At 53.7% G+C, this 20,141-nt stretch carries 18 protein-coding genes, 3 tRNA genes and 1 pseudogene; 18 read left to right on the top strand and 4 right to left on the bottom strand.

Annotated features, from left to right (window positions below; translation table 11 throughout):
• Positions 1–7 precede the first annotated feature (7 nt).
• The 18 genes and pseudogenes from cydB to DAQ1742_RS13395 all read left to right on the top strand — a co-directional run bounded on the left by cydB (position 8) and on the right by DAQ1742_RS13395 (position 13,257).
• A complete protein-coding gene (gene cydB / locus DAQ1742_RS13480; RefSeq protein ID WP_035340825.1) occupies positions 8–1,147 on the top strand; it encodes a cytochrome d ubiquinol oxidase subunit II in 1,140 nt (379 codons plus the stop codon).
• A gap of 16 nt (positions 1,148–1,163) precedes the next feature.
• Positions 1,164–1,280 carry a cytochrome bd-I oxidase subunit CydX gene (gene cydX / locus DAQ1742_RS13475; RefSeq protein ID WP_067486653.1) on the top strand — a complete coding sequence of 39 codons (117 nt, stop codon included), beginning with the start codon at positions 1,164–1,166 and terminating at the stop codon, positions 1,278–1,280.
• Positions 1,277–1,570, top strand: a complete 294-nt coding sequence (gene ybgE, locus DAQ1742_RS13470; protein ID WP_035340826.1) for a cyd operon protein YbgE — start codon at positions 1,277–1,279, stop codon at positions 1,568–1,570. The genes cydX and ybgE overlap by 4 nt, the downstream gene beginning before the upstream one ends.
• 134 nt (positions 1,571–1,704) lie before the next feature.
• Positions 1,705–2,109 (top strand): tol-pal system-associated acyl-CoA thioesterase, encoded by a 405-nt coding sequence (gene ybgC / locus DAQ1742_RS13465; protein WP_035340827.1) that lies wholly within the window; start codon positions 1,705–1,707, stop codon positions 2,107–2,109.
• On the top strand, positions 2,106–2,792 hold the full coding sequence (gene tolQ / locus DAQ1742_RS13460) for a Tol-Pal system protein TolQ (protein WP_035340828.1): 687 nt from the start codon (positions 2,106–2,108) through the stop codon (positions 2,790–2,792). The genes ybgC and tolQ overlap by 4 nt, the downstream gene beginning before the upstream one ends.
• Before the next feature lie 12 nt (positions 2,793–2,804).
• A complete protein-coding gene (tolR, locus tag DAQ1742_RS13455) occupies positions 2,805–3,230 on the top strand; it encodes a colicin uptake protein TolR (RefSeq protein WP_035340831.1) in 426 nt (141 codons plus the stop codon).
• A gap of 62 nt (positions 3,231–3,292) precedes the next feature.
• Entirely contained in the window at positions 3,293–4,534 is a 1,242-nt protein-coding gene (gene tolA / locus DAQ1742_RS13450) for a cell envelope integrity protein TolA (RefSeq protein WP_035340834.1), read from the top strand.
• A 131-nt stretch (positions 4,535–4,665) separates the two neighbouring features.
• Positions 4,666–5,952 (top strand): Tol-Pal system beta propeller repeat protein TolB, encoded by a 1,287-nt coding sequence (gene tolB / locus DAQ1742_RS13445; protein WP_035340836.1) that lies wholly within the window; start codon positions 4,666–4,668, stop codon positions 5,950–5,952.
• Positions 5,953–5,990: 38 nt separating this feature from the next.
• Entirely contained in the window at positions 5,991–6,500 is a 510-nt protein-coding gene (pal, locus tag DAQ1742_RS13440; RefSeq protein WP_035340839.1) for a peptidoglycan-associated lipoprotein Pal, read from the top strand.
• Positions 6,501–6,509: 9 nt separating this feature from the next.
• Positions 6,510–7,307: a cell division protein CpoB gene (gene cpoB / locus DAQ1742_RS13435; RefSeq protein WP_035340841.1), complete on the top strand. Its 798-nt coding sequence runs from the start codon at positions 6,510–6,512 to the stop codon at positions 7,305–7,307.
• A 171-nt stretch (positions 7,308–7,478) separates the two neighbouring features.
• A tRNA-Lys gene (locus DAQ1742_RS13430) sits at positions 7,479–7,554 on the top strand.
• A 33-nt stretch (positions 7,555–7,587) separates the two neighbouring features.
• Positions 7,588–7,663 (top strand) — tRNA-Lys (locus DAQ1742_RS13425).
• Positions 7,664–7,696: 33 nt separating this feature from the next.
• Positions 7,697–7,772, top strand: a tRNA-Lys gene (locus DAQ1742_RS13420).
• A gap of 313 nt (positions 7,773–8,085) precedes the next feature.
• A complete protein-coding gene (locus DAQ1742_RS13415; RefSeq protein WP_035340844.1) occupies positions 8,086–8,802 on the top strand; it encodes a DUF554 domain-containing protein in 717 nt (238 codons plus the stop codon).
• A gap of 198 nt (positions 8,803–9,000) precedes the next feature.
• Positions 9,001–10,047, top strand: coding sequence for a quinolinate synthase NadA (gene nadA / locus DAQ1742_RS13410; protein WP_035340846.1), 1,047 nt, complete (start codon positions 9,001–9,003; stop codon positions 10,045–10,047).
• An 88-nt stretch (positions 10,048–10,135) separates the two neighbouring features.
• Entirely contained in the window at positions 10,136–10,861 is a 726-nt protein-coding gene (gene pnuC, locus DAQ1742_RS13405; protein ID WP_035340848.1) for a nicotinamide riboside transporter PnuC, read from the top strand.
• 207 nt (positions 10,862–11,068) lie between these two features.
• A complete protein-coding gene (gene aroG / locus DAQ1742_RS13400) occupies positions 11,069–12,121 on the top strand; it encodes a 3-deoxy-7-phosphoheptulonate synthase AroG (RefSeq protein ID WP_035340851.1) in 1,053 nt (350 codons plus the stop codon).
• A 124-nt stretch (positions 12,122–12,245) separates the two neighbouring features.
• A pseudogene (locus tag DAQ1742_RS13395) lies at positions 12,246–13,257 on the top strand (transposase domain-containing protein).
• Between the two features lie 64 nt (positions 13,258–13,321).
• On the opposite strand, the gene gpmA reads toward DAQ1742_RS13395, so the two are convergent.
• From gpmA to DAQ1742_RS13375, 4 genes are all read right to left on the bottom strand, one after another.
• Positions 13,322–14,074: a 2,3-diphosphoglycerate-dependent phosphoglycerate mutase gene (gpmA, locus tag DAQ1742_RS13390; RefSeq protein WP_035340854.1), complete on the bottom strand. Its 753-nt coding sequence runs from the start codon at positions 14,072–14,074 to the stop codon at positions 13,322–13,324.
• A gap of 143 nt (positions 14,075–14,217) precedes the next feature.
• Entirely contained in the window at positions 14,218–17,355 is a 3,138-nt protein-coding gene (locus tag DAQ1742_RS13385) for an efflux RND transporter permease subunit (protein ID WP_035340857.1), read from the bottom strand.
• Positions 17,352–18,884 (bottom strand): efflux RND transporter periplasmic adaptor subunit, encoded by a 1,533-nt coding sequence (locus tag DAQ1742_RS13380; RefSeq protein WP_035340859.1) that lies wholly within the window; start codon positions 18,882–18,884, stop codon positions 17,352–17,354. The genes DAQ1742_RS13385 and DAQ1742_RS13380 overlap by 4 nt, the downstream gene beginning before the upstream one ends.
• Positions 18,881–20,140: a TolC family protein gene (locus tag DAQ1742_RS13375; protein WP_067486656.1), complete on the bottom strand. Its 1,260-nt coding sequence runs from the start codon at positions 20,138–20,140 to the stop codon at positions 18,881–18,883. The genes DAQ1742_RS13380 and DAQ1742_RS13375 overlap by 4 nt, the downstream gene beginning before the upstream one ends.
• Position 20,141: the final 1 nt, after the last annotated feature.

The following is a 20,141-nucleotide window of genomic DNA, read 5'->3' as shown; positions in this document are numbered from 1 at the left end:
GTCCACTATGTTTGATTATGAAGTATTGCGTTTTGTCTGGTGGCTGCTGATTGGTGTGTTGCTGATCGGTTTTGCGGTCACCGATGGGTTTGATATGGGTGTCGGGATGCTCGTGCGCCTGATGGGCCGTAACGATGTTGAACGCCGTGTGATGATTAACAGCATTGCGCCACATTGGGACGGCAACCAGGTTTGGCTGATTACGGCAGGTGGCGCTTTATTTGCTGCCTGGCCGATGGTGTATGCTGCCGCGTTTTCCGGTTTCTATATCGCGATGATCCTGGTGCTGGCTTCTCTCTATTTTCGTCCGGTAGGGTTCGATTATCGTTCAAAACTGGAGAGTTCACGCTGGCGCAACCTATGGGACTGGGGCATTTTTATCGGTAGCTTTGTACCGCCTGTCGTCATTGGTGTGGCGTTTGGTAATCTGCTGCAAGGTGTCCCGTTTCATGTGGATGAGTACTTACGCCTGTATTACACCGGTAATTTCTTCCAGTTGCTCAACCCGTTTGGCCTGCTGGCGGGTATTGTCAGCCTGAGCATGATTCTGGCTCAGGGCGCGACATACCTGATGATGCGTACCACGGGTGATTTGCACTTCCGTGCAAAAAAAGCAGCCCAGCTATCCTCGCTGGCACTGACCGTCACTTTCGCATTAGCGGGGGTGTGGGTGGTATACGGCATTGACGGCTATGTGATTACCTCGGTTATCAATACGGCTGGCGAGTCCAACCCGTTACATAAAGAAGTGGTGCGTCAGGCTGGTGCCTGGATGGTTAACTTTAATCATTACCCTGCGCTGTGGGCTATTCCGCTGCTGGGGGTGCTGCTGCCGTTGGTCACGCTGATTATGGCGCGAGCGCAGAGAGGCGCACTCGCGTTCCTATTCTCTTCACTGAGCATTGCGTGCGTTATCCTGACTGCCGGTATTGCGATGTTCCCGTTCGTGATGCCGTCAGTAACGGTACCGAATGTCAGCCTGACGATGTGGGACGCGACTTCCAGCCTGCTGACGCTTCGTGTAATGACGGTGGTGGCGATAATCTTCGTGCCTATCGTGCTGAGTTACACCATCTGGTGTTACTACAAGATGTTCGGTCGTATCACCAAAGAACATATTGAGCAGAACACTCATTCGTTGTACTAAGTAAGGAGCCTGATTTATGTGGTATTTTGCCTGGATATTGGGAACGCTTCTTGCTTGCTCGCTGGGCGTCATTACGGCTCTGGCGTTAGAGCAGAGCGAAGCGACCAAGGCGAATAAAGATAAACCGCAATGATTGCCTTCATTGATAGTCTCTATCGCTGCATGGATAAGGGCCCGCTAAGGGCCCTTTCCCTGTGCATGGCTCTGTTGCTGGCCGGATGTGTCTTCTGGGAGCCAGCCCGTTTTGCTGCACGAACCAGTTCATTGGCCGTCTGGCAGGGCATGGCGCTCATTTGGGCCGTATGCAGCGGGGTAATACATGGTGTGGGCTTTCGTCCTCTGCGAGTCAGGTGGCGTGCTGCCTTCAGCCCATTGCCTGCCTTTGTGATCCTGGCCGCAGGATTATATTTCTACTTCTTATAGAATATCCGCTCATTCCTTTTGGTTATGGGTTGTGCACAACCCATAATTATTTACCATCCTGTACATAGAACCCATTCCAAACCTTATCCCTCTTGCGTATAGTAGCGGGGTTTATCGCATTACCGGGATGTAGAGTGAGTAATACAGTGTTCCGCTGGCCAGTACGCGTCTACTACGAAGATACTGATGCAGGTGGTGTGGTCTATCACGCACGCTATGTGGCCTTTTATGAACGGGCCAGAACTGAAATGTTGCGCGCACATGGCTTTCATCAGCGTGAACTTATGCATGAACATGTCGCCTTCGCTGTTCGTAAAATGACGGTTGAGTATCTTGCCCCGGCGCGTCTTGATGACTTACTGGAAGTGCAGAGCGAAATCGTTGGCATACGCGGCGCTTCCCTGACATTCGCACAGCGCATTATTGACTCTCAGGGCACTTCATTGAGCCATGCTGAGGTGTTAGTCGCATGCATCGATCCATTTCAAATGAAGCCAATCGCGCTTCCTAAGTCTATTGTCGCGGAGTTTAAGCAGTGACTGAAATGAACGTTCTTGATTTGTTCCTGAAGGCAAGCCTTCTGGTTAAACTTATCATGTTAATTTTAATCGGTTTTTCTATTGCCTCCTGGGCAATTATCATTCAGCGTACCCGTATTCTGAATGCTGCGACGCGTGACGCCGAAGCGTTTGAAGATAAGTTCTGGTCGGGTATTGAGCTGTCGCGCTTATATCAGGAAAGTCAGACGCGCCGTGAAAATCTGACCGGGACTGAGCAAATCTTCTATGCCGGTTTCAAAGAGTTTGCCCGCTTACACCGTGCTAACAGCCATGCGCCAGAAGCGGTTGTCGAAGGGGCATCGCGCGCTATGCGTATTTCTATGAACCGGGAGCTGGAAACGCTGGAAACGCATATTCCATTTCTTGGCACCGTCGGCTCTATCAGCCCTTATATCGGGTTGTTCGGTACCGTTTGGGGGATTATGCATGCATTTATCGCTTTGGGGGCGGTTAAGCAGGCAACGTTGCAGATGGTTGCACCGGGTATTGCTGAAGCTTTGATTGCGACAGCGATTGGTCTGTTTGCGGCTATTCCAGCGGTGATGGCATACAACAGGTTAAATCAGCGTGTGAATAAGCTTGAGCAGAATTACGATAACTTCATGGAAGAGTTCATTGCTATCCTGCATCGCCAGGCGTTCTCCAGTGAAGGCAACCGGTAATCGGGAGGTAATATGGCTCGTGCGCGTAGTGGCCGTCGGTCGCTAAAATCCGAGATTAATATTGTTCCCCTGCTGGACGTACTGCTGGTGTTGTTACTGATATTTATGGCAACGGCACCCATTATCACACAGAGCGTGGAAGTGGATTTGCCGGATGCGACAGAATCTAAAGCAGTTTCCAGTAATGATAATCCACCTGTGATTGTCGAAGTGTCTGGCGTGGGGCAGTACAGCCTGGTGGTTGATCATAATCGTATGAATCAATTGCCGGCAGAGCAGGTGGTGGCTGAGGCACAGTCACGCCTGAATGCAAACCCGAAAACGGTTTTTCTTATCGGAGGAGCTAAAGATGTTCCTTATGATGAGATAATCAAGGCACTGAATTTGTTACATCAGGCCGGTGTCAAGTCTGTCGGGTTAATGACCCAACCGATTTAACTGGCGAGTCCGTAAATGATGCATCGTCATTTTTCTGGCAAAACTGTTTTTGGGAATCCCTTGTGTTAAAGGCAAACGAACGAAACGATAAGCTAAAGCGTGCCGTTACTATCTCGGTCGTTTTGCACATTATTTTGATTGCGTTGCTGATCCTGAGTTCGATGAATCAGAAGATGGATGACGCCAGCGGTGGCGGCGGTGGTTCATCGATTGATGCGGTGATGGTTGATCCCGGTGCCGTCGTCGATCAGTATAATCGCCAGCAACAGCAACAGAGTGATGCGCGCCGTGCAGAGCAACTGCGTAAAAAACAGGCCGAGCAACAGGCTGAAGAGTTACAGGCAAAGCAGGCGGCTGAACAGCAGCGTCTGAAGGAACTAGAAAAAGAGCGTCTGCAAGCACAAGAAGAAGCCAAGCAGCAGGCACAGGAGCAGGCTGAGGCGAAGAAACAGGCTGAAGAGTCGGCGCAGAAAGCTAAAGAGCAGCAAAAACAAGCTGAAGCCGCGGCGGCGAAAGCGAAAGCGGAAGCTGAACAGCAAGCCAAAGCCGCGGCTGAAGCGAAAAAACAGGCGGAAGAAGAAGTCAAGAAACAAGCCGCTGCTGCTGCTGCAAAAAAGAAAGTTGAAGAAGAAGCCAAGGCTGCTGCGGCTGCACAGGCAAAGAAACAGGCGGAGGAAGAGGCCAAAGCTAAAGCCGCCGAAGTGAAGAAAAAAGCGGAAGAAGAAGCCAAGGCCAAGGCCGCTGCTGAGGCGAAAAAACAGGCAGCAGAAGAGGCTAAAGCGGCGGCTGCCGAAGCGGCTAAAGAAAAAGCTGCTGCTGAGGCCGCGAAGAAAGCAGAAGCCGCCGCTGCGGCGAAGAAAGCGGCTGATGATAAGAAAAAAGCAGCGGCTGCCTCCGCTAAACAAGCGGGCGAAGTCGATGATCTCTTAGGTGGACTGGCTTCTTCGAAGAATGCACCTAAGGGCGGTTCGAGCGGTGCCAGTGGTGGTGCAGCCGCGGCCGGGGTGGGAAACAGTAAAAAGAGCGGTGCATCCGGTGCTGCGCTCGATAGTTACGGCAGCCAGGTTCGCTCTGCTATCCAGAGTAAATTTTATGACTGGGAGTCCTACAAAGGCCGTACTTGTACGTTACGTATCAGACTGGCACCTGATGGCCTGCTGATTGATGTGAAGACAGAAGGGGGCGACCCTGCGTTGTGTCAGGCGGCAATTGCTGCTGCCAAGCAAGCACGGATACCAAAACCGCCTAGCACCGACGTCTATGACGCTTTCAAAAATGCACCGATAGACTTTAAACCGCAGTGATGAGGTTGTCGGTATCCAGAGTGCGTAACTGTGGATTAACCGGCTATCACACACTTTGTGTTTGTTGATATGGGTTTGTTAAAACGCTGCCAGATTATCGTTGGCGCTGTAGCCGTGATAAGGGAGATGAGATGAAGCAGGCATTAAAAATAGCATTGAGTTTTCTGATGCTGTGGACCGCTGTATTACACGCAGAAGTTCGCATTGAAATTACCCAAGGGGTAGACTCTGCCCGGCCGATTGGCGTTGTGCCGTTTAAGTCCACAGGTGGCGCTGTTCCTGAAGAAATTGGCAGCATTGTGGCCGCCGATCTGCGTAACAGTGGTAAATTTAACCCGATCGACGCCAGTCGTATGCCCCAGCAACCGGGCAGCGCGGCGGAAGTGACGCCATCAGCCTGGACTGCATTGGGGATCGATGCGGTAGTGGTCGGTCAGGTTCAGCCAACTGCCGATGGTTATTTGGTGTCTTACCAGTTGGTTGATACCTCGGGTAATGCCGGTAGCGTGTTGGCGCAAAATCAATTCAAAGTCACGAAACAGTGGTTGCGTTATGCTGCGCATACTGCCAGTGATGAAGTGTTTGAGAAACTGAGTGGTATCAAAGGGGCGTTCCGTACGCGTATTGCGTATGTCGTACAGACTAACGGTGGTCAATATCCCTATGAACTGCGCGTTGCTGATTATGACGGATATAATCAGTTCGTGGTGCATCGCTCCCCGGAACCGCTGATGTCACCCGTATGGTCTCCTGATGGTAGCAAGCTGGCGTATGTGACCTTCGAAAGTGGTCGTTCCGCGCTGGTCATCCAGACGTTGGCTAACAGCGATATCCGGCAGGTTGCTTCTTTCCCTCGTCACAACGGGGCTCCTGCGTTCTCGCCGGATGGCAGCAAACTGGCATTCGCGCTGTCCAAGAGTGGCAGTTTGAACCTGTATGTAATGAATCTGGGCTCAGGACAGATTTCCCAGGTAACCGATGGCCGTAGCAACAATACGGAGCCTACCTGGTTCCCCGATAGCCAGACGCTGGCCTATACTTCTGACCAGGCTGGCCGTCCACAGATTTACAAAGTCGGTATCAATGGTGGCGCGCCACAGCGTATCACCTGGGAAGGGGCACAGAATCAGGATGCTGAAGTCAGCAGCGATGGCAAATTCCTGGTGATGATCAGCTCCAACGGCGGCGCTCAACATGTCGCCAAGCAGGATCTGGTAACGGGTGGCGTTCAAGTGTTAACGGACACGTTCCTGGATGAAACGCCTAGTGTCGCGCCAAATGGCACCATGGTAATCTACAGTTCCAAACAAGGGCTGGGATCCGTGCTGCAACTGGTTTCGACCGACGGGCGTTTTAAAGCGCGTCTTCCGGCAACCGATGGTCAGGTGAGATTCCCTGCCTGGTCGCCGTATATGTAATGAAAATATGTACAATAACCTATTTAAAGGACATAGAAATGCAATTCAATAAAGTGCTGAAAGGCCTGATGTTGGCTCTGCCGGTGCTGGCTGTTGCCGCATGTAGCTCCAACAAACACGCTAACAATGACCAGTCCTCTCTGAATGGCGGTGCAGGTCTGGAAAACAATGGCGGCAACATGTCTTCTGCTGAGCAGGCTCGTCTGCAAATGCAGGAACTGCAACGCAATAACATCGTTTACTTCGATCTGGACAAATATGACATTCGTCCTGATTTCGCTCAGATGCTGGATGCTCACGCGGCTTTCCTGCGCAGCAACCCGTCTTACAAAGTGACTGTTGAAGGTCATGCTGACGAACGTGGTACGCCGGAATACAACATCGCGCTGGGCGAGCGTCGTGCTAACGCTGTGCAGATGTACCTGCAAGGCAAAGGCGTGTCTGCCGATCAGATCTCTGTGGTTTCCTACGGCAAAGAGAAACCGGCTGTTCTGGGTCATGACGAAGCTGCATGGTCCAAGAACCGTCGTGCCGTTCTGGTATACTAAGAGAATCGCATGAGCAGTAACTTCAGACATCATTTGCTGAGTCTGTCGTTACTGGTTGGCGTAGTGGCCCCCTGGGCCGCTACTGCCCAAGCGCCAATCAGTAATGTCGGCTCTGGCTCGACAGAAGATCGAGTCACTCAACTTGAGCGTATCTCCAACGCTCACAGCCAGCTATTAACCCAACTCCAGCAGCAACTTGCCGACACTCAGCGCGATATTGATGGTTTGCGCGGCCAAATTCAGGAAAATCAGTATCAACTGAATCAGGTGGTTGAACGCCAGAAGCAGATCTATCAACAGATCGATAGTCTGGGTTCTCAGGGATCCACCTCCTCGTCAGCGTCATCGGCAGCAACGAGCGGTGCGGCATCCCCTGACGTGGGGTCAGCAAACAGTGCTAGCGCAAACGCCGCAGCCGCACCTGCGATGACGGGAGATGCTAATACCGACTACAATGCGGCTGCATCACTGGTGCTGGAAAAAAAGCAGTATGACCAGGCGATAGTGGCGTTTCAGAACTTTATCAAGAAGTATCCTGATTCAACTTATCAGCCAAATGCCAATTACTGGCTAGGTCAGCTTTTTTACAACAAGGGAAAAAAAGACGACGCAGCATATTATTTTGCTAATGTTGTCAAAAATTACCCTAAATCACCCAAAGCCTCAGAAGCGATGTTCAAAGTGGGTGTCGTGATGCAGGAAAAGGGCCAGACGGATAAAGCCAAAGCCGTCTATGAACAGGTGATAAAAACCTACCCAAACTCCGATGGGGCCAAGCAGGCTCAGAAACGGTTGTCGGGTTTGTAATCGCTATTCCTACACAAAAACTGCGCAATGTGCGCGGTTTTTGTGCTTTGGCGTTCAAGCTATAAGCAATTGATTTTTTTTTCTGAAAATAGGTTGCACAGAAAAATTATATTAGTAATATATGCCGCCGTTGCCAAGGCGATATGCCATTGCTAAAGCAGCCGTTGTTTTGGGTCGTTAGCTCAGTCGGTAGAGCAGTTGACTTTTAATCAATTGGTCGCAGGTTCGAATCCTGCACGACCCACCAAAACAAAATATCTCTTTGTGGCACACCTGTAGCGGGTCGTTAGCTCAGTCGGTAGAGCAGTTGACTTTTAATCAATTGGTCGCAGGTTCGAATCCTGCACGACCCACCAAAGCAAGATATCTCTGTGTAGCACACCAATAGCGGGTCGTTAGCTCAGTCGGTAGAGCAGTTGACTTTTAATCAATTGGTCGCAGGTTCGAATCCTGCACGACCCACCACCGCGAAGTAGAAGTAAATGTCTTCTAAACGATTGCCGCCTGCTCCGGCGTGATTTCATAAAACCACTCCCGCACGAACAAACCGGCAACTACCACCCCGTAAACACCGTACTCATCTGGTAAGACACGCCACCTTTTCCTGCCGTATTGCAAAACCCCTTACCGCTTCATGTTGTTTGCTATATCTCTTTTTACCCTGTACCGGTTTAAGCACGACAGCACATTTGGCGTATAGTGGAAGCTTCTTTTTTGATTGAGGGCAATGTCCCTTCGCAAGCTGCACAATTGAAGGATAAGCCTTAAGGGAGACGTGATGATAGGTCCGGTAATTAATGGTGTTGCCATTCTGGCAGGAGGGGCGCTGGGCGTGGTGTTACAGCGTTTTATTCCACAGCGTATGCGTGATGGTCTGCCACCGGCATTTGCCATGGTGTCGATTGCTATGGGGATTACGCTGGTTGTAAAGGTGCATCAACTGCCCGCTGTCGCGCTGGCAATTATTCTTGGGGTGGGTGTAGGGGAGTTTTTACGTCTTGAAGCTGGCGTACAAAAAGGGGCCATCATGATTGAGCGCCTGTTGAGCCGGTTTGTTCCTGCCCCCGCACTCAAGCTGCCGCAGGATGTTTACACCCAGAACTTTACCGCGTTGATTGTGCTGTTTTGCGCCAGCGGTACCGGGGTAGTGGGTTCAATGACCGAAGGGCTGACGGGTGATTATCAGTTGCTGATTATTAAATCGGCGCTTGATATTTTTACCGCGTTAATTTTTGCCATTACTCTCGGGGTGGCAGTGATGTCGATAGCGATCCCTCAGTTTCTGGTACAGAGCCTGCTGTTTTTCTCCGCCAAACTTATCATGCCCTTTATGAATGACATCACGATGGGGGATTTTGCCGCCTGTGGCGGGATTGTCATGATGGCTGTCGGGTTGCGTATCGCGCAGATTAAAACCTTTGCTGTCGTCAATTTCCTTCCGGCATTAGTGCTGATTATTCCCCTTTCTCTGTACTGGCATCGTCTGTTCGCCTGACGACGTTTATTCGCTTGACTACTCTGGCAGGGCCGTTTGGCCCTGTACCGCAATAGGGTGTATTTTTTTAATCGATTAAACAAAAAAAACGAATGCTGGCGATATTTGCAGGTTTCTTGGCTTTTTATATGTATTTTGTTTAGTATGTAAAACAAAGTTCAGCCATTTGCGGCCATCAATATGGCCTGGGGATTCATAATGAGCCTGTCTGTAGAACATCCGACTATCGACTACCCTTTCCCTGCCCGCCCTAAAACGCTGTCTCATCAGGAAAAACAGCACTACCGCCAGCAAATCAAACAGTTACTTAAGGCGCGTGATGCAGTGCTGGTCGCGCATTATTACACTGACCCGGAGATACAGGCGTTAGCTGAGGAAACCGGCGGATGCGTTGCTGATTCGCTGGAAATGGCGCGCTTTGGCCGCCAGCACGCAGCCAGTACGCTGGTGGTGGCTGGTGTGAAATTCATGGGGGAAACCGCAAAAATCCTCAGCCCGGAAAAAACCATACTCATGCCGACGCGAGAAGCGCAGTGCTCATTGGATTTGGGCTGCCCTCCTGAGGCATTTCACGCATTTTGCGACAGCCACCCTGATCGTACTGTTGTGGTGTACGCCAATACCTCTGCGGCGGTAAAAGCCCGTGCCGACTGGGTTGTCACCTCCAGCATTGCGGTAGAGTTAATCGAGCATCTCGATAGCCTTGGCGAGAAGATCCTCTGGGCACCCGATCGCCACCTTGGGCATTATGTGCAGCAGCAGACCGGAGCAGACATATTGTGCTGGCAGGGGGCGTGTATCGTTCATGATGAATTCAAAACGCAGGCGCTAAAACGGATGAAAGCGTTATATCCGCAGGCCGCGGTGTTAGTCCATCCCGAGTCACCCCAGAGTGTGGTGGCGATGGCTGATGCCGTTGGCTCGACCAGTCAGCTGATTCAGGCCGCCAAAACGCTGCCGCATCAACAACTCATTGTAGCCACTGATCGCGGTATTTTTTATAAAATGCAGCAGGTTTGCCCGGAAAAAGAGTTGCTGGAAGCCCCCACCGCCGGGGAGGGGGCAACCTGCCGTAGCTGTGCGCACTGCCCGTGGATGGCCATGAATGGCCTACAGGCCATCGCTGATGCACTGGCGTCAGAGGATATCTCTGACCATGTGATAGCCGTGGCAGAATCGCTGCGTCAGCAGGCGCTGGTGCCGCTGAATCGGATGCTGGCATTTGCTGCTACACTCAGGGCGTAATTTATCTTCACGTTAATCGCTACCCTGATAATCAGGATAGAGAGGTCATCGCCTGTGTCGCTGTAGCGAGTCAGGCTCAGGAGTTCACATGGATTTTTTTAGTACCAGCACAATTCTGGTTCACATCCCGTTAGGGGCAAAAGGTTACGACTTGTCGTGGATTGAAGCGCTGGGAACGTTATCGGGGTTGGCATGCATCTGGCTTGCCAGTCTGGAAAAAACGCAGAACTACCTGTTCGGTTTGATCAATGTGTCATTATTTGCGCTGATTTTCTTTCAGATTCAGCTTTACGCCAGCCTGTTACTGCAAATTTTTTTCATCGCCGCCAACGTGTATGGCTGGTATGCCTGGAGCCGCAAAACCGGCGATCGGCAAACCGAGCTGCGCATTCGCTGGCTGTCTCGCCGTCAGGCGGTGCTCTGGGGAGCGGGATGTGTTATTGCCACACTGCTGATGTCACGTTATATCGATGCTTTCTTTGCCTTGCTAAGTCAGATTGCGGTGGCGCTGATGCAGGCGATTGGGCTGGATGTTTCGATGCCTGAACTGCAACCGGATGCATTCCCCTTCTGGGACTCCGCCATGACGGTGCTCTCGGTCGCCGCCATGCTGCTAATGACAAGAAAATATGTGGAAAACTGGTTACTGTGGGTGGTAATTGACGTGATAAGCGTCGTTATCTTTGCCTGTCAGGGCGTCTATGCCATGTCATTGCAGTATCTTATCCTGACCGGTATTGCGCTCAATGGGAGCCGGTTGTGGATAAACAGTGCCAGGGTCAATCATTCTCACCCTTTGGCGCGTGTGGCGTAAATATTACGTGATAGGGCTGGTGTGGCATTTAACATGGACACATCGCCGAGAACCGGTAAAACGCCTTGTCGAGACATGGCGTTATTTTTTGGCCGCTTGACTTATCATCGCCAGCCTGCAATATGTTCACGACATTTTTATTTTTCTGTTTTTACTCTGGGCTGAGAGGGAAGGCTCCCTTCGCAGCCCTGGAGACATGGACCCATTATGAATTACCAGAATGACGATTTGAGAATCAAAGAAATTAAAGAGTTACTTCCCCCCGTTGCATTATTGGAGAAATTCCCTGCCACCGAACGTGCAGCACAAACGGTATTTAATGCCCGCAGCGCCATCCATAAAATCCTCAAAGGCAGTGATGATCGCCTGCTGGTGGTGATTGGCCCTTGCTCGATTCATGACCCCATCGCCGCCAAAGAGTATGCGGCACAGCTATTATCGTTACGTGAAGAACTGCATGGCGATTTAGAAGTGGTGATGCGAGTCTATTTTGAAAAACCGCGCACGACCGTTGGCTGGAAAGGCTTGATTAACGATCCGCATATGGATAACAGTTTCCAGATTAATGACGGGTTACGTATTGCACGTCAGTTGCTGCTGGAAATTAATGACACCGGTTTACCGGCTGCGGGTGAGTTTCTGGATATGATCACCCCGCAGTACATGGCAGACTTGATGAGCTGGGGGGCCATTGGTGCGCGTACCACTGAATCGCAGGTGCATCGTGAGCTGGCATCAGGGCTCTCTTGCCCGGTTGGGTTCAAGAATGGTACGGATGGCACTATCAAGGTGGCAATTGATGCGATTAATGCCGCCCGTGCACCGCACTGCTTCCTGTCTGTGACCAAGTGGGGTCACTCTGCGATTGTGAATACCAGCGGCAATCACGACTGCCACATCATTCTGCGCGGCGGCAAAGAGCCTAACTACAGTGCACAACATGTTCAGGCTGTGAAAGTCGGTTTGGAAAAAGCCGGTTTGCCCGTGCAGGTGATGATCGATTTCAGCCATGCCAACAGCAGCAAGCAGTTCAAGAAACAGATGGATGTCTGTGAGGATGTTTGCCGTCAGGTTGCCGGGGGCGAGCGTGCCATCATGGGTGTGATGGTCGAAAGTCATCTGGTTGAGGGTAATCAGAATCTGGAGAGCGGTGACGCACTGGTTTACGGCAAAAGCGTGACCGATGCCTGTATCGGCTGGAGCGACACCGAAAAACTGCTGCGCCAGTTGGCTGCCGCAGTACGCCAGCGTCGGGGCTGATTGCTGAAGCAATAAAAAAAACCGGCCAGGCCGTAATGCCGATCAGTTAAGACAAAAATGATCGGTTGAACGATCCGGCAGTTCTGCAAGAATCCGTAATCTCTCAAGGATTACGGATTTTTTTATGCTTCTCAGCCAGGCGTTGGACACCCTCCACCCATTTACTCCTCAGGAGTTCGCAGCCCCTTCAGACCGCCTTTCTCCTGAACTGATTGATGAGTGCCTTGCCGATACCGGCGTGGTCACATTACGTAAACGCCGACTGTCGATGGAAATGATGGTCTGGGCCGTGATGGGAATGTCACTTTTTCGTTCCCATTCAATGAACCAGCTCGTGTCTCATCTGGACATTCTGCTGCCGGGGAAACGACCCTTTGTCGCGCCCAGTGCCGTTGTTCAGGCTCGCCAGCGACCCGGTGAAGACGTCGTCCGGTTAATGTTTGAGAAAACTCAGCGCCTGTGGTTTGAGAAAACGCCCCTGTCTCACCGGAACGGAAAGGCACTGGATGCGGCCACTGCGTAAAGGTGCTCAGTACCGAGTGATACGCAAGTCAGGTGCCGGGCAGGAACTGGTGGAATTATCGTTATCGCCACAGGCGAAGAAAAAATGGCCGCTCGCGCCGCAGACGCTGACAGCAAGGCTTATCAGCAAAGCGCTCAACGGCAAGGTGGTACAGATACTGACCTCCATGTGTGACCCGCTGAGGTATCCAAAATCTGATATTGTGGAGCTGTACAGTCATCGCCGGGAAATAGAGCATGGGTTCAGGGAGATGAAACAACATCTGCTGAATAATGAGCTAACGGTAAGAAGCAAAAAACCGGAGCTTGTGCGTCAGGAACGGTGGGGAGTGGCGCTGTCCTACAATCTTCTGAGGTTCATGATGGCACAGATGGCGTATAGCCTGAAAGGTGTGGAGCCTTATCAGATGAGTTTTAAACAGTCAGCGCTGTATCTGAAAAGTCAGTTGAGCCTGTTACCGGGTGTGGCACCGGGAAAAATCCCGCGAATAATGAAAGAGATAATGGCGATGGCCCCGGGGTTGGTCCTGCCGGAACGAAGAGCACGTCATTACCCCATAGCGGTAAAAAAGAGGCCGCAACGTTATCCGTTGCGGCCTCCTTCAAAGGCTTAACTGACAAGCATTAGGCCAGGCCGGGTTTTTCATCATCACCGCGAAAGGGTGATGATTTCACGTATTACTTTGCTTTGCCCTGGTTGGCAACAGCTGCGGCTTTTGCTGCGATTTCGTCAGCATTGCCCAGGTAGTAACGTTTCAGGGGTTTGAAGTTTTCGTCAAACTCGTAAACCAGCGGCACGGCGGTTGGGATATTCAGTTCCAGAATTTCTTCTTCGCTCATGTTATCCAGGTATTTCACCAGTGCACGCAGGGAGTTACCGTGTGCAGCGATGATAACGCGCTCGCCAGTCTTCAGACGCGGCAGAATGGTTTCGTTCCAGAACGGCACCACACGCTCGATAGTCAGCGCCAGGCTTTCCGTCAGCGGCAGCTCTTTGTCGCTCAGTGACGCGTAACGCGGGTCGTGGCCCGGAAAACGCTCATCTTCACGGGTCAGCTCTGGCGGGGTGACGGCAAAACCACGACGCCACAGTTTGACCTGGTCGTCGCCGTATTTTTCAGCGGTTTCCGCTTTGTTCAGACCCTGTAACGCACCGTAGTGACGTTCGTTCAGTTTCCAGCTTTTCTCGACCGGCAGCCAGGCTTGATCCAGCTCGTCCAGTACGTTCCACAGGGTGTGAATGGCACGTTTCAGCACCGAGGTGTAGGCGAAATCGAAGCTGAAGCCTTCTTCTTTCAGCAGTTTACCTGCCTGTTTGGCTTCATTAACCCCTTTTTCAGACAGCTCAACGTCCATCCAGCCGGTGAAGCGGTTTTCGTTGTTCCACTGGCTCTCACCATGTCGCACCAGTACCAGTTTCGTTACAGCCATAGCTTAACTCCTTCATATACTAAGATTTCTATGATAACTACGCTCATTATAGGGCCGCAGAGCGGTTATCGGCAATCGCTAGTCATCTGGCCGACGGATTTATCGGTCAGCATGATGACGACAAAATAGCGCGCTTTATCGTTTCAGTTGCTCTGTTTCTCCACTTTATTGCGTTGAAGTAGCAAAAAGAGCGCCGGGATCACCAGCATGGAGAGCACAGGAGCACTGATCATTCCACCAATCATCGGTGCGGCGATGCGTTGCATCATTTCCGAGCCGCTGCCACCGCCCCACATAATCGGCAGCAAACCGGCCATAATGGTGGCTACCGTCATCATTTTAGGCCGCACGCGCAGGACTGCGCCTTCACGAATCGCAGCCATCAGTTGATGCTCGGTCAGCTTTTGCCCGGGCAGGCGATGTTTCTCCACCGCCTGATTCAGGTATAGCAGCATAATGACACCAAACTCGGCAGCCACCCCGGCCAGTGCAATAAACCCCACCGCCCCGGCGACAGAAAGATGATACCCAAGCAGGTATAGCAACCAGACGCCGCCAATCAGTGCAAAGGGTAGTGTACCCATAATCAGCAGCGCGTCTTTGATCTTGCCAAACGTCAGGTACAGCAGAATGAAAATAATCATCAATGTGAAGGGCACCACCCGTTTCATGGTGGCGGTAGCCCGTTCCAGGTACTCAAACTGCCCGGACCAACTGAGTGAGACGCCCTGTGGCAGGATAATCTGCTGCGCCACCTGTTTTTGCATGTCGTCAACGGCTGATTTGAGGTCACGCCCGCGTAAATCAACATAGACCCAGTTACTCAGTCGGCCATTTTCGCTTTTTAGCATCGGCGGCCCTTCGCTGATACGAATATCCGCCAGCTCGGATAACGTCAGGTGCGCACCGCGTTGTGTGACGACCGGCAGATTTTTTATAGCGTCCAGCGAATCGCGCCTTTCCTGCGGATAGCGCACATTAATCGGGTAGCGCTGGCGGCCCTCCAGTGTTTCACCAATGTTTTGTCCGCCAATCAGCGTAGCCACCATCGATTGTAACTCTTGCACGGAAACGCCATAGCGGGCCGCGCGGACACGATCGATGTCAATATCAATATATCGCCCTCCCGTTAACCGCTCTGCCAGCGCCGAGGTGACGCCGGGTACGCGTTTTACCACCTGCTCGATACGTGCCGCTACCCGCTCAATATCCTGCTGATTATCACCATTGACCTTGATACCCACCGGGCTTTTGATACCGGTTGCCAGCATATCAAGCCGGTTGCGGATAGGCGGTACCCAGACATTGGCAATACCGGGGAGGCTCACCGCTTGGTCAAGCTCGGCAATCAGTGCGTCCATTGTCATACCGGGTCGCCATTGTTCGCGTGGTTTCAGGCGCAGGGTCGTCTCGAACATGGTCAGCGCCGCCGGGTCAGTTGCGCTGTCGGCGCGTCCGGCTTTGCCAAATACGCTTTCGACTTCCGGCACCGTTTTGATGAGTCGGTCAGTTTGTTGCAGCAAACGCGCCGCCTCACGAGGCGAAATGCCGGGCAAGGTCGAGGGCATATACAACAGGTCACCCTCATCAAGCGGTGGCATAAACTCGCTGCCCAGGCGCATGAGCGGAAAGGCGGTGAGCAACAGTAACGCCAGTGAGAGCGCCAGCGTGGTTTTAGGAAACCGCAGTGCCCGCTGTAACACCGGCTGATAGAGTGCAATCAGCCAGCGGTTTAACGGGTTGGCCTGTTCATCGGGCAGACGGCCGCGCACCACATAACCCATGAGCACCGGCACCAGCGTTATCCCGAGCATCGCCGAGACCGCCATTGCATACGTCTTGGTAAAGGCCAGCGGCGAGAACATGCGGCCTTCTTGTGCTTCCAGCGAGAACACCGGAATAAACGACAGCGTAATAATCAGCAGGCTGCAAAACAGGGCCGGGCCTACCTCGGTGGCGGCCTGCGTGGCAAGCTGCCACCAGGTGGCGTTATCGGGCTCGCGGTCAGGGTGCTGATGCCGCCACTGTTCGACCACTTTGTGCATGTTTTCAACCATCACGATGGCGGCGTCCACCATCGCCCCAATGGCAATCGCAATCCCGCCCAGCGACATGATGTTGGCGTTGATACCCTGATAGCGCATGATGATAAACGCCCCCAGAATACCAAGCGGCAGGCTGATGACCGCCACCAGCGAGGAACGCCAGTGAAACAGGAACAGCGCGCACACCAACGCAACGACCACAAACTCTTCCAGCAGTTTATGGCTAAGGGTGGTGATAGCACGCTCAATCAGCGGTGAGCGGTCATAGGTGGTGACCAGTTCAACCCCGGCAGGCAGTTGCTGGCGGATTTGCTGTACACGGGCATGAATTGCACGCAGTGTTTCCAGTGCGTTTTTCCCCGAACGCAGCACGATCACTCCCCCGGCGACTTCCCCTTCGCCGTTAAGCTCGGCAATGCCCCGGCGCATTTCCGGGCCTTCACGTACGCTGGCGACATCCTGTAATAACACCGGAACGCCCTCACGCAGGCCCACGGGCACGTTGAGAAAATCGGCCGGTTTTAGCAGATAACCGCGGCTGCGCACCATGTACTCGGCCTCGCCCTGCTCGATAACCGATCCGCCACCTTCCTGATTCGCTGCCCGCAGTGCCTCGATGACCTGCTGGTGCGTGATGTTAAGTGCGCGCAACTGCTCGGGGTTCAGCACCACCTGATACTGGCGCACCATACCGCCAATACTGGCGACTTCTGCCACATTGGGCAGCGTTTTCAGCTCATATTTCAGTTGCCAGTCCTGAATGGCGCGTAGTTCGGCCAGGCTGTGCTGGCCACTTTTATCAATCAGTGCATATTCGTAAATCCAGCCAACGCCGGTGGCATCAGGCCCCAGCGCGACTTTCGCCTCGGCAGGCAGGGTCGATTGCACCTGACTGAGGTACTCCAGTACGCGCGAACGTGCCCAGTAGGGGTCGGTGCCATCTTCAAACAGCACGTAGACATAGGTATCACCGAACATCGAAAAACCGCGTACCGTTTTGGCTCCCGGCACGGATAGCATGGTGGTGGTCAGCGGGTAGGTGACCTGGTTTTCCACCACTTGAGGGGATTTGCCGGGGTAGCTGACGCGAATAATCACCTGCACGTCAGATAAGTCGGGCAGGGCATCCAGCGGCGTGTTCTGTAATGATATCCCTCCCCAGAACGCCATCAGCAGTGTGGCTATCAGCACCAAAAACCGGTTCTGAATGGACCAGCGAATCACATGCGCTATCATTGGTGGCCTCCGTGTGCTGTCGTGGCGATCGGCTGGAGATCCCGCAGTTGTGCGCCGCTGTCTTGCAGGCGAAAGCGAAATCTCACCTGCATGCCGGGGCGAAGGGTATCGGGTAATGCGCTGTCGGCGGTGAAATCCATGGTCATCGGTGGCCAGCCCAGAGCCTGAATGGCTTCATGGGCAATCGTCACCTGCCTGCCGTTAATGGCGTTGAGAGTGCCTGTGGCCTGATAGTCGCCCTCTGGCGGGGCAGCGCTGGGTTGTGCCGCTTTAGACTCTTGCTCCCCGTCGCTAAATGCAGCCAATGCGCTGTGCAGGCTGGCTTCAGAGTCAAGCAAAAATTGGCCGGATGTCACGACACTGTCGCCCTCATTCAGGCCGGATAAAATCTCGGCCCAGCCATTCTGTATCGCACCTGTTTGCACCTGACGCGGGGTGAAGTAGCCTTGCCCGTCGCTGACCAATACCCGGTTTTGCTGGCTGCTCATCAGTAGCGCCGATTGGGGAACCATTAACACCGTCTGGGCCGGTGCGGCGGCGGGCTGCACGCGCAGGTACATACCCGGTTTGAGCCGTTGATCCGGGTTGTCCAGCTCAATGCGCGCCCTCAGGGTGCGAGTGGTGGTATCAAGCTGCGCCAGTACCTCGGTGATGCGCCCCTGAAAAGTGACGCCGGGCCAGCTATCGCTGGTAGCGAGGAAGGTATCGCCACGGTGTACGGCGGCCGCCTGCCACGCCGGGTACTCTATCTCAAGCCAGGCCGGGTCGGCGTAGGCAAGCTCAAACAGGGGTTGCGCCGCAGTGAGCTGCGTGCCGACGCGCACATCCAGCCGGTTAACATAACCGCTTTGTGGCGCGCTGATGGTGAGCCGGGATTGCGTTTTACCGTCACGTTCGACATTACGGATGACACTCTCTGGCATAAACGCCAGCGCCAGCTTTTGGCGCGCCGCCCGGCTGAGTTCGGCATCGCCTAACTGGCGTACCGCCAGATACTCCTGCTGGGCAGCCGCCCAGCCGGGGTTCCACACAATAGCCAGCGTCTGGCCTTTTTGTACCTGTTGCTGTACGGCGCTGACCTCAAGCTGCTCGATTACGCCGCCAGCGGGGGCGACCAGGGTGCGCAGGCTGTGCTGATTAACCACCACCGTACCGTAGCCGTTAAGCGCGGGTGTACGGGCGCGGCGCTCGGCGCGTGCGGTTCGCACCCCCAGATTTTGTTGCTGGCGCGGGTTTATCCGCACACCGCCATTATCCTGTGTCTCATCGGCGTAGCGGGGGAGCAGCGGCATGTCCATAAACGGCGATTTACCCGGCTGTTCAAAGCGTTTGTCCGGCACCATTGGGTCATACCAGTAAAGCACTTTGCGCGTGCGATTATCGTTCGTCTGGGGCGAGCCCTGCGCACCGTCTGCCTGTGGCGAAGATGCAGGGGGGACATAATGGGCCGTGCGTTTGCCAATCATGTAACCGGCTGTCGAGGCGGCCAGTGCAACGGCTATCAGGCTTGTAATGAGCGTCCGGTTCATTTTGCCAAAGCTCCTTGAGGGGTCAGATAACGCAATGTGGCCCATAACATGGCCAGCTCACGGGTGGTGTTTTGGGCTGCGATGCGGCTCTCCAGCAGGGCGCGGCGTGCGTCGAGCACACCGGAGAGATCGCCGGTGTTGCTTTGATACTGGCTTTGCAGCAGGCGAATGCGCTGTTGCTGCAAGGGCAGCACCTCATCATTCAGGCGGTGCCAGCGTGCCTGCACTGCCTGATATTGCGCCAGCAGCGCATCAAGCTGTGCCCGGTGCTCTCGCTGTACCAGCGCGGCCCGGTCGCGTGCTTCCAGGCCGCGAGCCAGATCGGCGGCATGATCTTTGTCCTGACGACGAGACTGAAAGAGCGGTAAATCGACGCTGATTGCAATACCGGCCATGTCATCAAAGCGGTTGCCGCGTTTGCCGTAGTAAACCTCAACACCGACATCGGGCAGGGCCGCCACCGCTGATTGCGCAGCACGCGCCTGCGCCAGCCGGGTTTCCTGTTCAGCTTGCACGATATCCGGGTGTTGCATGAGCGCGCCGTAGAGCTGTGCGGGGTCGGCGGGCAAGCGTTCAATGCGCGGTATGGCTCCTTGTGGGGTAATGTCGGTCATACCGGTCAGGGCGGTGAGCCGGGCTTGTGCGATGGCGAATACGCTGCGGGCATCGGCCTGTTTGTCCTGCATTCCCGCGAGCGTCAGTTGCGCCTCCAGCACCTTTGCGGGGGCTGTGCCTGCTGCTACTGCCGCTTTTTGCACGGCCAGTTGTTGCCCGCTCTCTTTGACCAGCGCATCAATCTCTTTTAGCGTCTGACCGGAGATAGCCAGTTCCAGCCAGGCCTGAGCGGTATCGCGTTGCAGCCGGGCACGCAGCGTTTCACCGTTGCTGCGTATGGCCTTGGCCTCGGCTTCAAGGGTCTGTGCCTTGCGCTCACGTTTAGTCGCGCTGACGTAGGTTTGCATGATACCGATACGTTGCATGGTCATGCCTTCCCGGGTCAGGCGAGCGTTATTGTTGCCGCCGAGCGGTACGTTATCGAGAGCGTATTTCAACTGCGGATCAGGCAGTTGTGTTGCGGCATCGGCCATGTTCTGTAGTGCGCTAATCTGGTGCCGGTTGGCTGACAGGTCAGCGGAATAGCGTTCCGCCGCCTGTAATGCCTCTTCCAGACCCAGCGTTGCCGCAAACGACGCGGCAGGCAGCCACAGCAACATCGCCAGCCACGCGCGGGAAGCGCGAAACTTGCGTATGTACATG

The sequence above is a fragment of the Dickeya aquatica genome (assembly GCF_900095885.1).
Classification (GTDB): Bacteria; Pseudomonadota; Gammaproteobacteria; order Enterobacterales; family Enterobacteriaceae; genus Dickeya; species Dickeya aquatica.
The sequence above is the reverse complement of the archived record's forward strand: the minus strand, read 5'-3'. Positions and strand labels throughout refer to the sequence as shown.

Coding starts and splice junctions, on each gene's coding strand:
- cydB (WP_035340825.1), top strand. CDS start 8: ATGTTTGATTATGAAGTATTGCGTTTTGTCTGGTGGCTGCTGATTGGT.
- gpmA (WP_035340854.1), bottom strand. CDS start 14,074: ATGGCTGTAACGAAACTGGTACTGGTGCGACATGGTGAGAGCCAGTGG.
- DAQ1742_RS13385 (WP_035340857.1), bottom strand. CDS start 17,355: ATGATAGCGCATGTGATTCGCTGGTCCATTCAGAACCGGTTTTTGGTG.
- DAQ1742_RS13375 (WP_067486656.1), bottom strand. CDS start 20,140: ATGTACATACGCAAGTTTCGCGCTTCCCGCGCGTGGCTGGCGATGTTG.
- tolR (WP_035340831.1), top strand. CDS start 2,805: ATGGCTCGTGCGCGTAGTGGCCGTCGGTCGCTAAAATCCGAGATTAAT.
- ybgE (WP_035340826.1), top strand. CDS start 1,277: ATGATTGCCTTCATTGATAGTCTCTATCGCTGCATGGATAAGGGCCCG.
- cydX (WP_067486653.1), top strand. CDS start 1,164: ATGTGGTATTTTGCCTGGATATTGGGAACGCTTCTTGCTTGCTCGCTG.
- DAQ1742_RS13380 (WP_035340859.1), bottom strand. CDS start 18,884: ATGAACCGGACGCTCATTACAAGCCTGATAGCCGTTGCACTGGCCGCC.
- pal (WP_035340839.1), top strand. CDS start 5,991: ATGCAATTCAATAAAGTGCTGAAAGGCCTGATGTTGGCTCTGCCGGTG.
- nadA (WP_035340846.1), top strand. CDS start 9,001: ATGAGCCTGTCTGTAGAACATCCGACTATCGACTACCCTTTCCCTGCC.
- pnuC (WP_035340848.1), top strand. CDS start 10,136: ATGGATTTTTTTAGTACCAGCACAATTCTGGTTCACATCCCGTTAGGG.
- aroG (WP_035340851.1), top strand. CDS start 11,069: ATGAATTACCAGAATGACGATTTGAGAATCAAAGAAATTAAAGAGTTA.
- DAQ1742_RS13415 (WP_035340844.1), top strand. CDS start 8,086: ATGATAGGTCCGGTAATTAATGGTGTTGCCATTCTGGCAGGAGGGGCG.
- tolB (WP_035340836.1), top strand. CDS start 4,666: ATGAAGCAGGCATTAAAAATAGCATTGAGTTTTCTGATGCTGTGGACC.
- cpoB (WP_035340841.1), top strand. CDS start 6,510: ATGAGCAGTAACTTCAGACATCATTTGCTGAGTCTGTCGTTACTGGTT.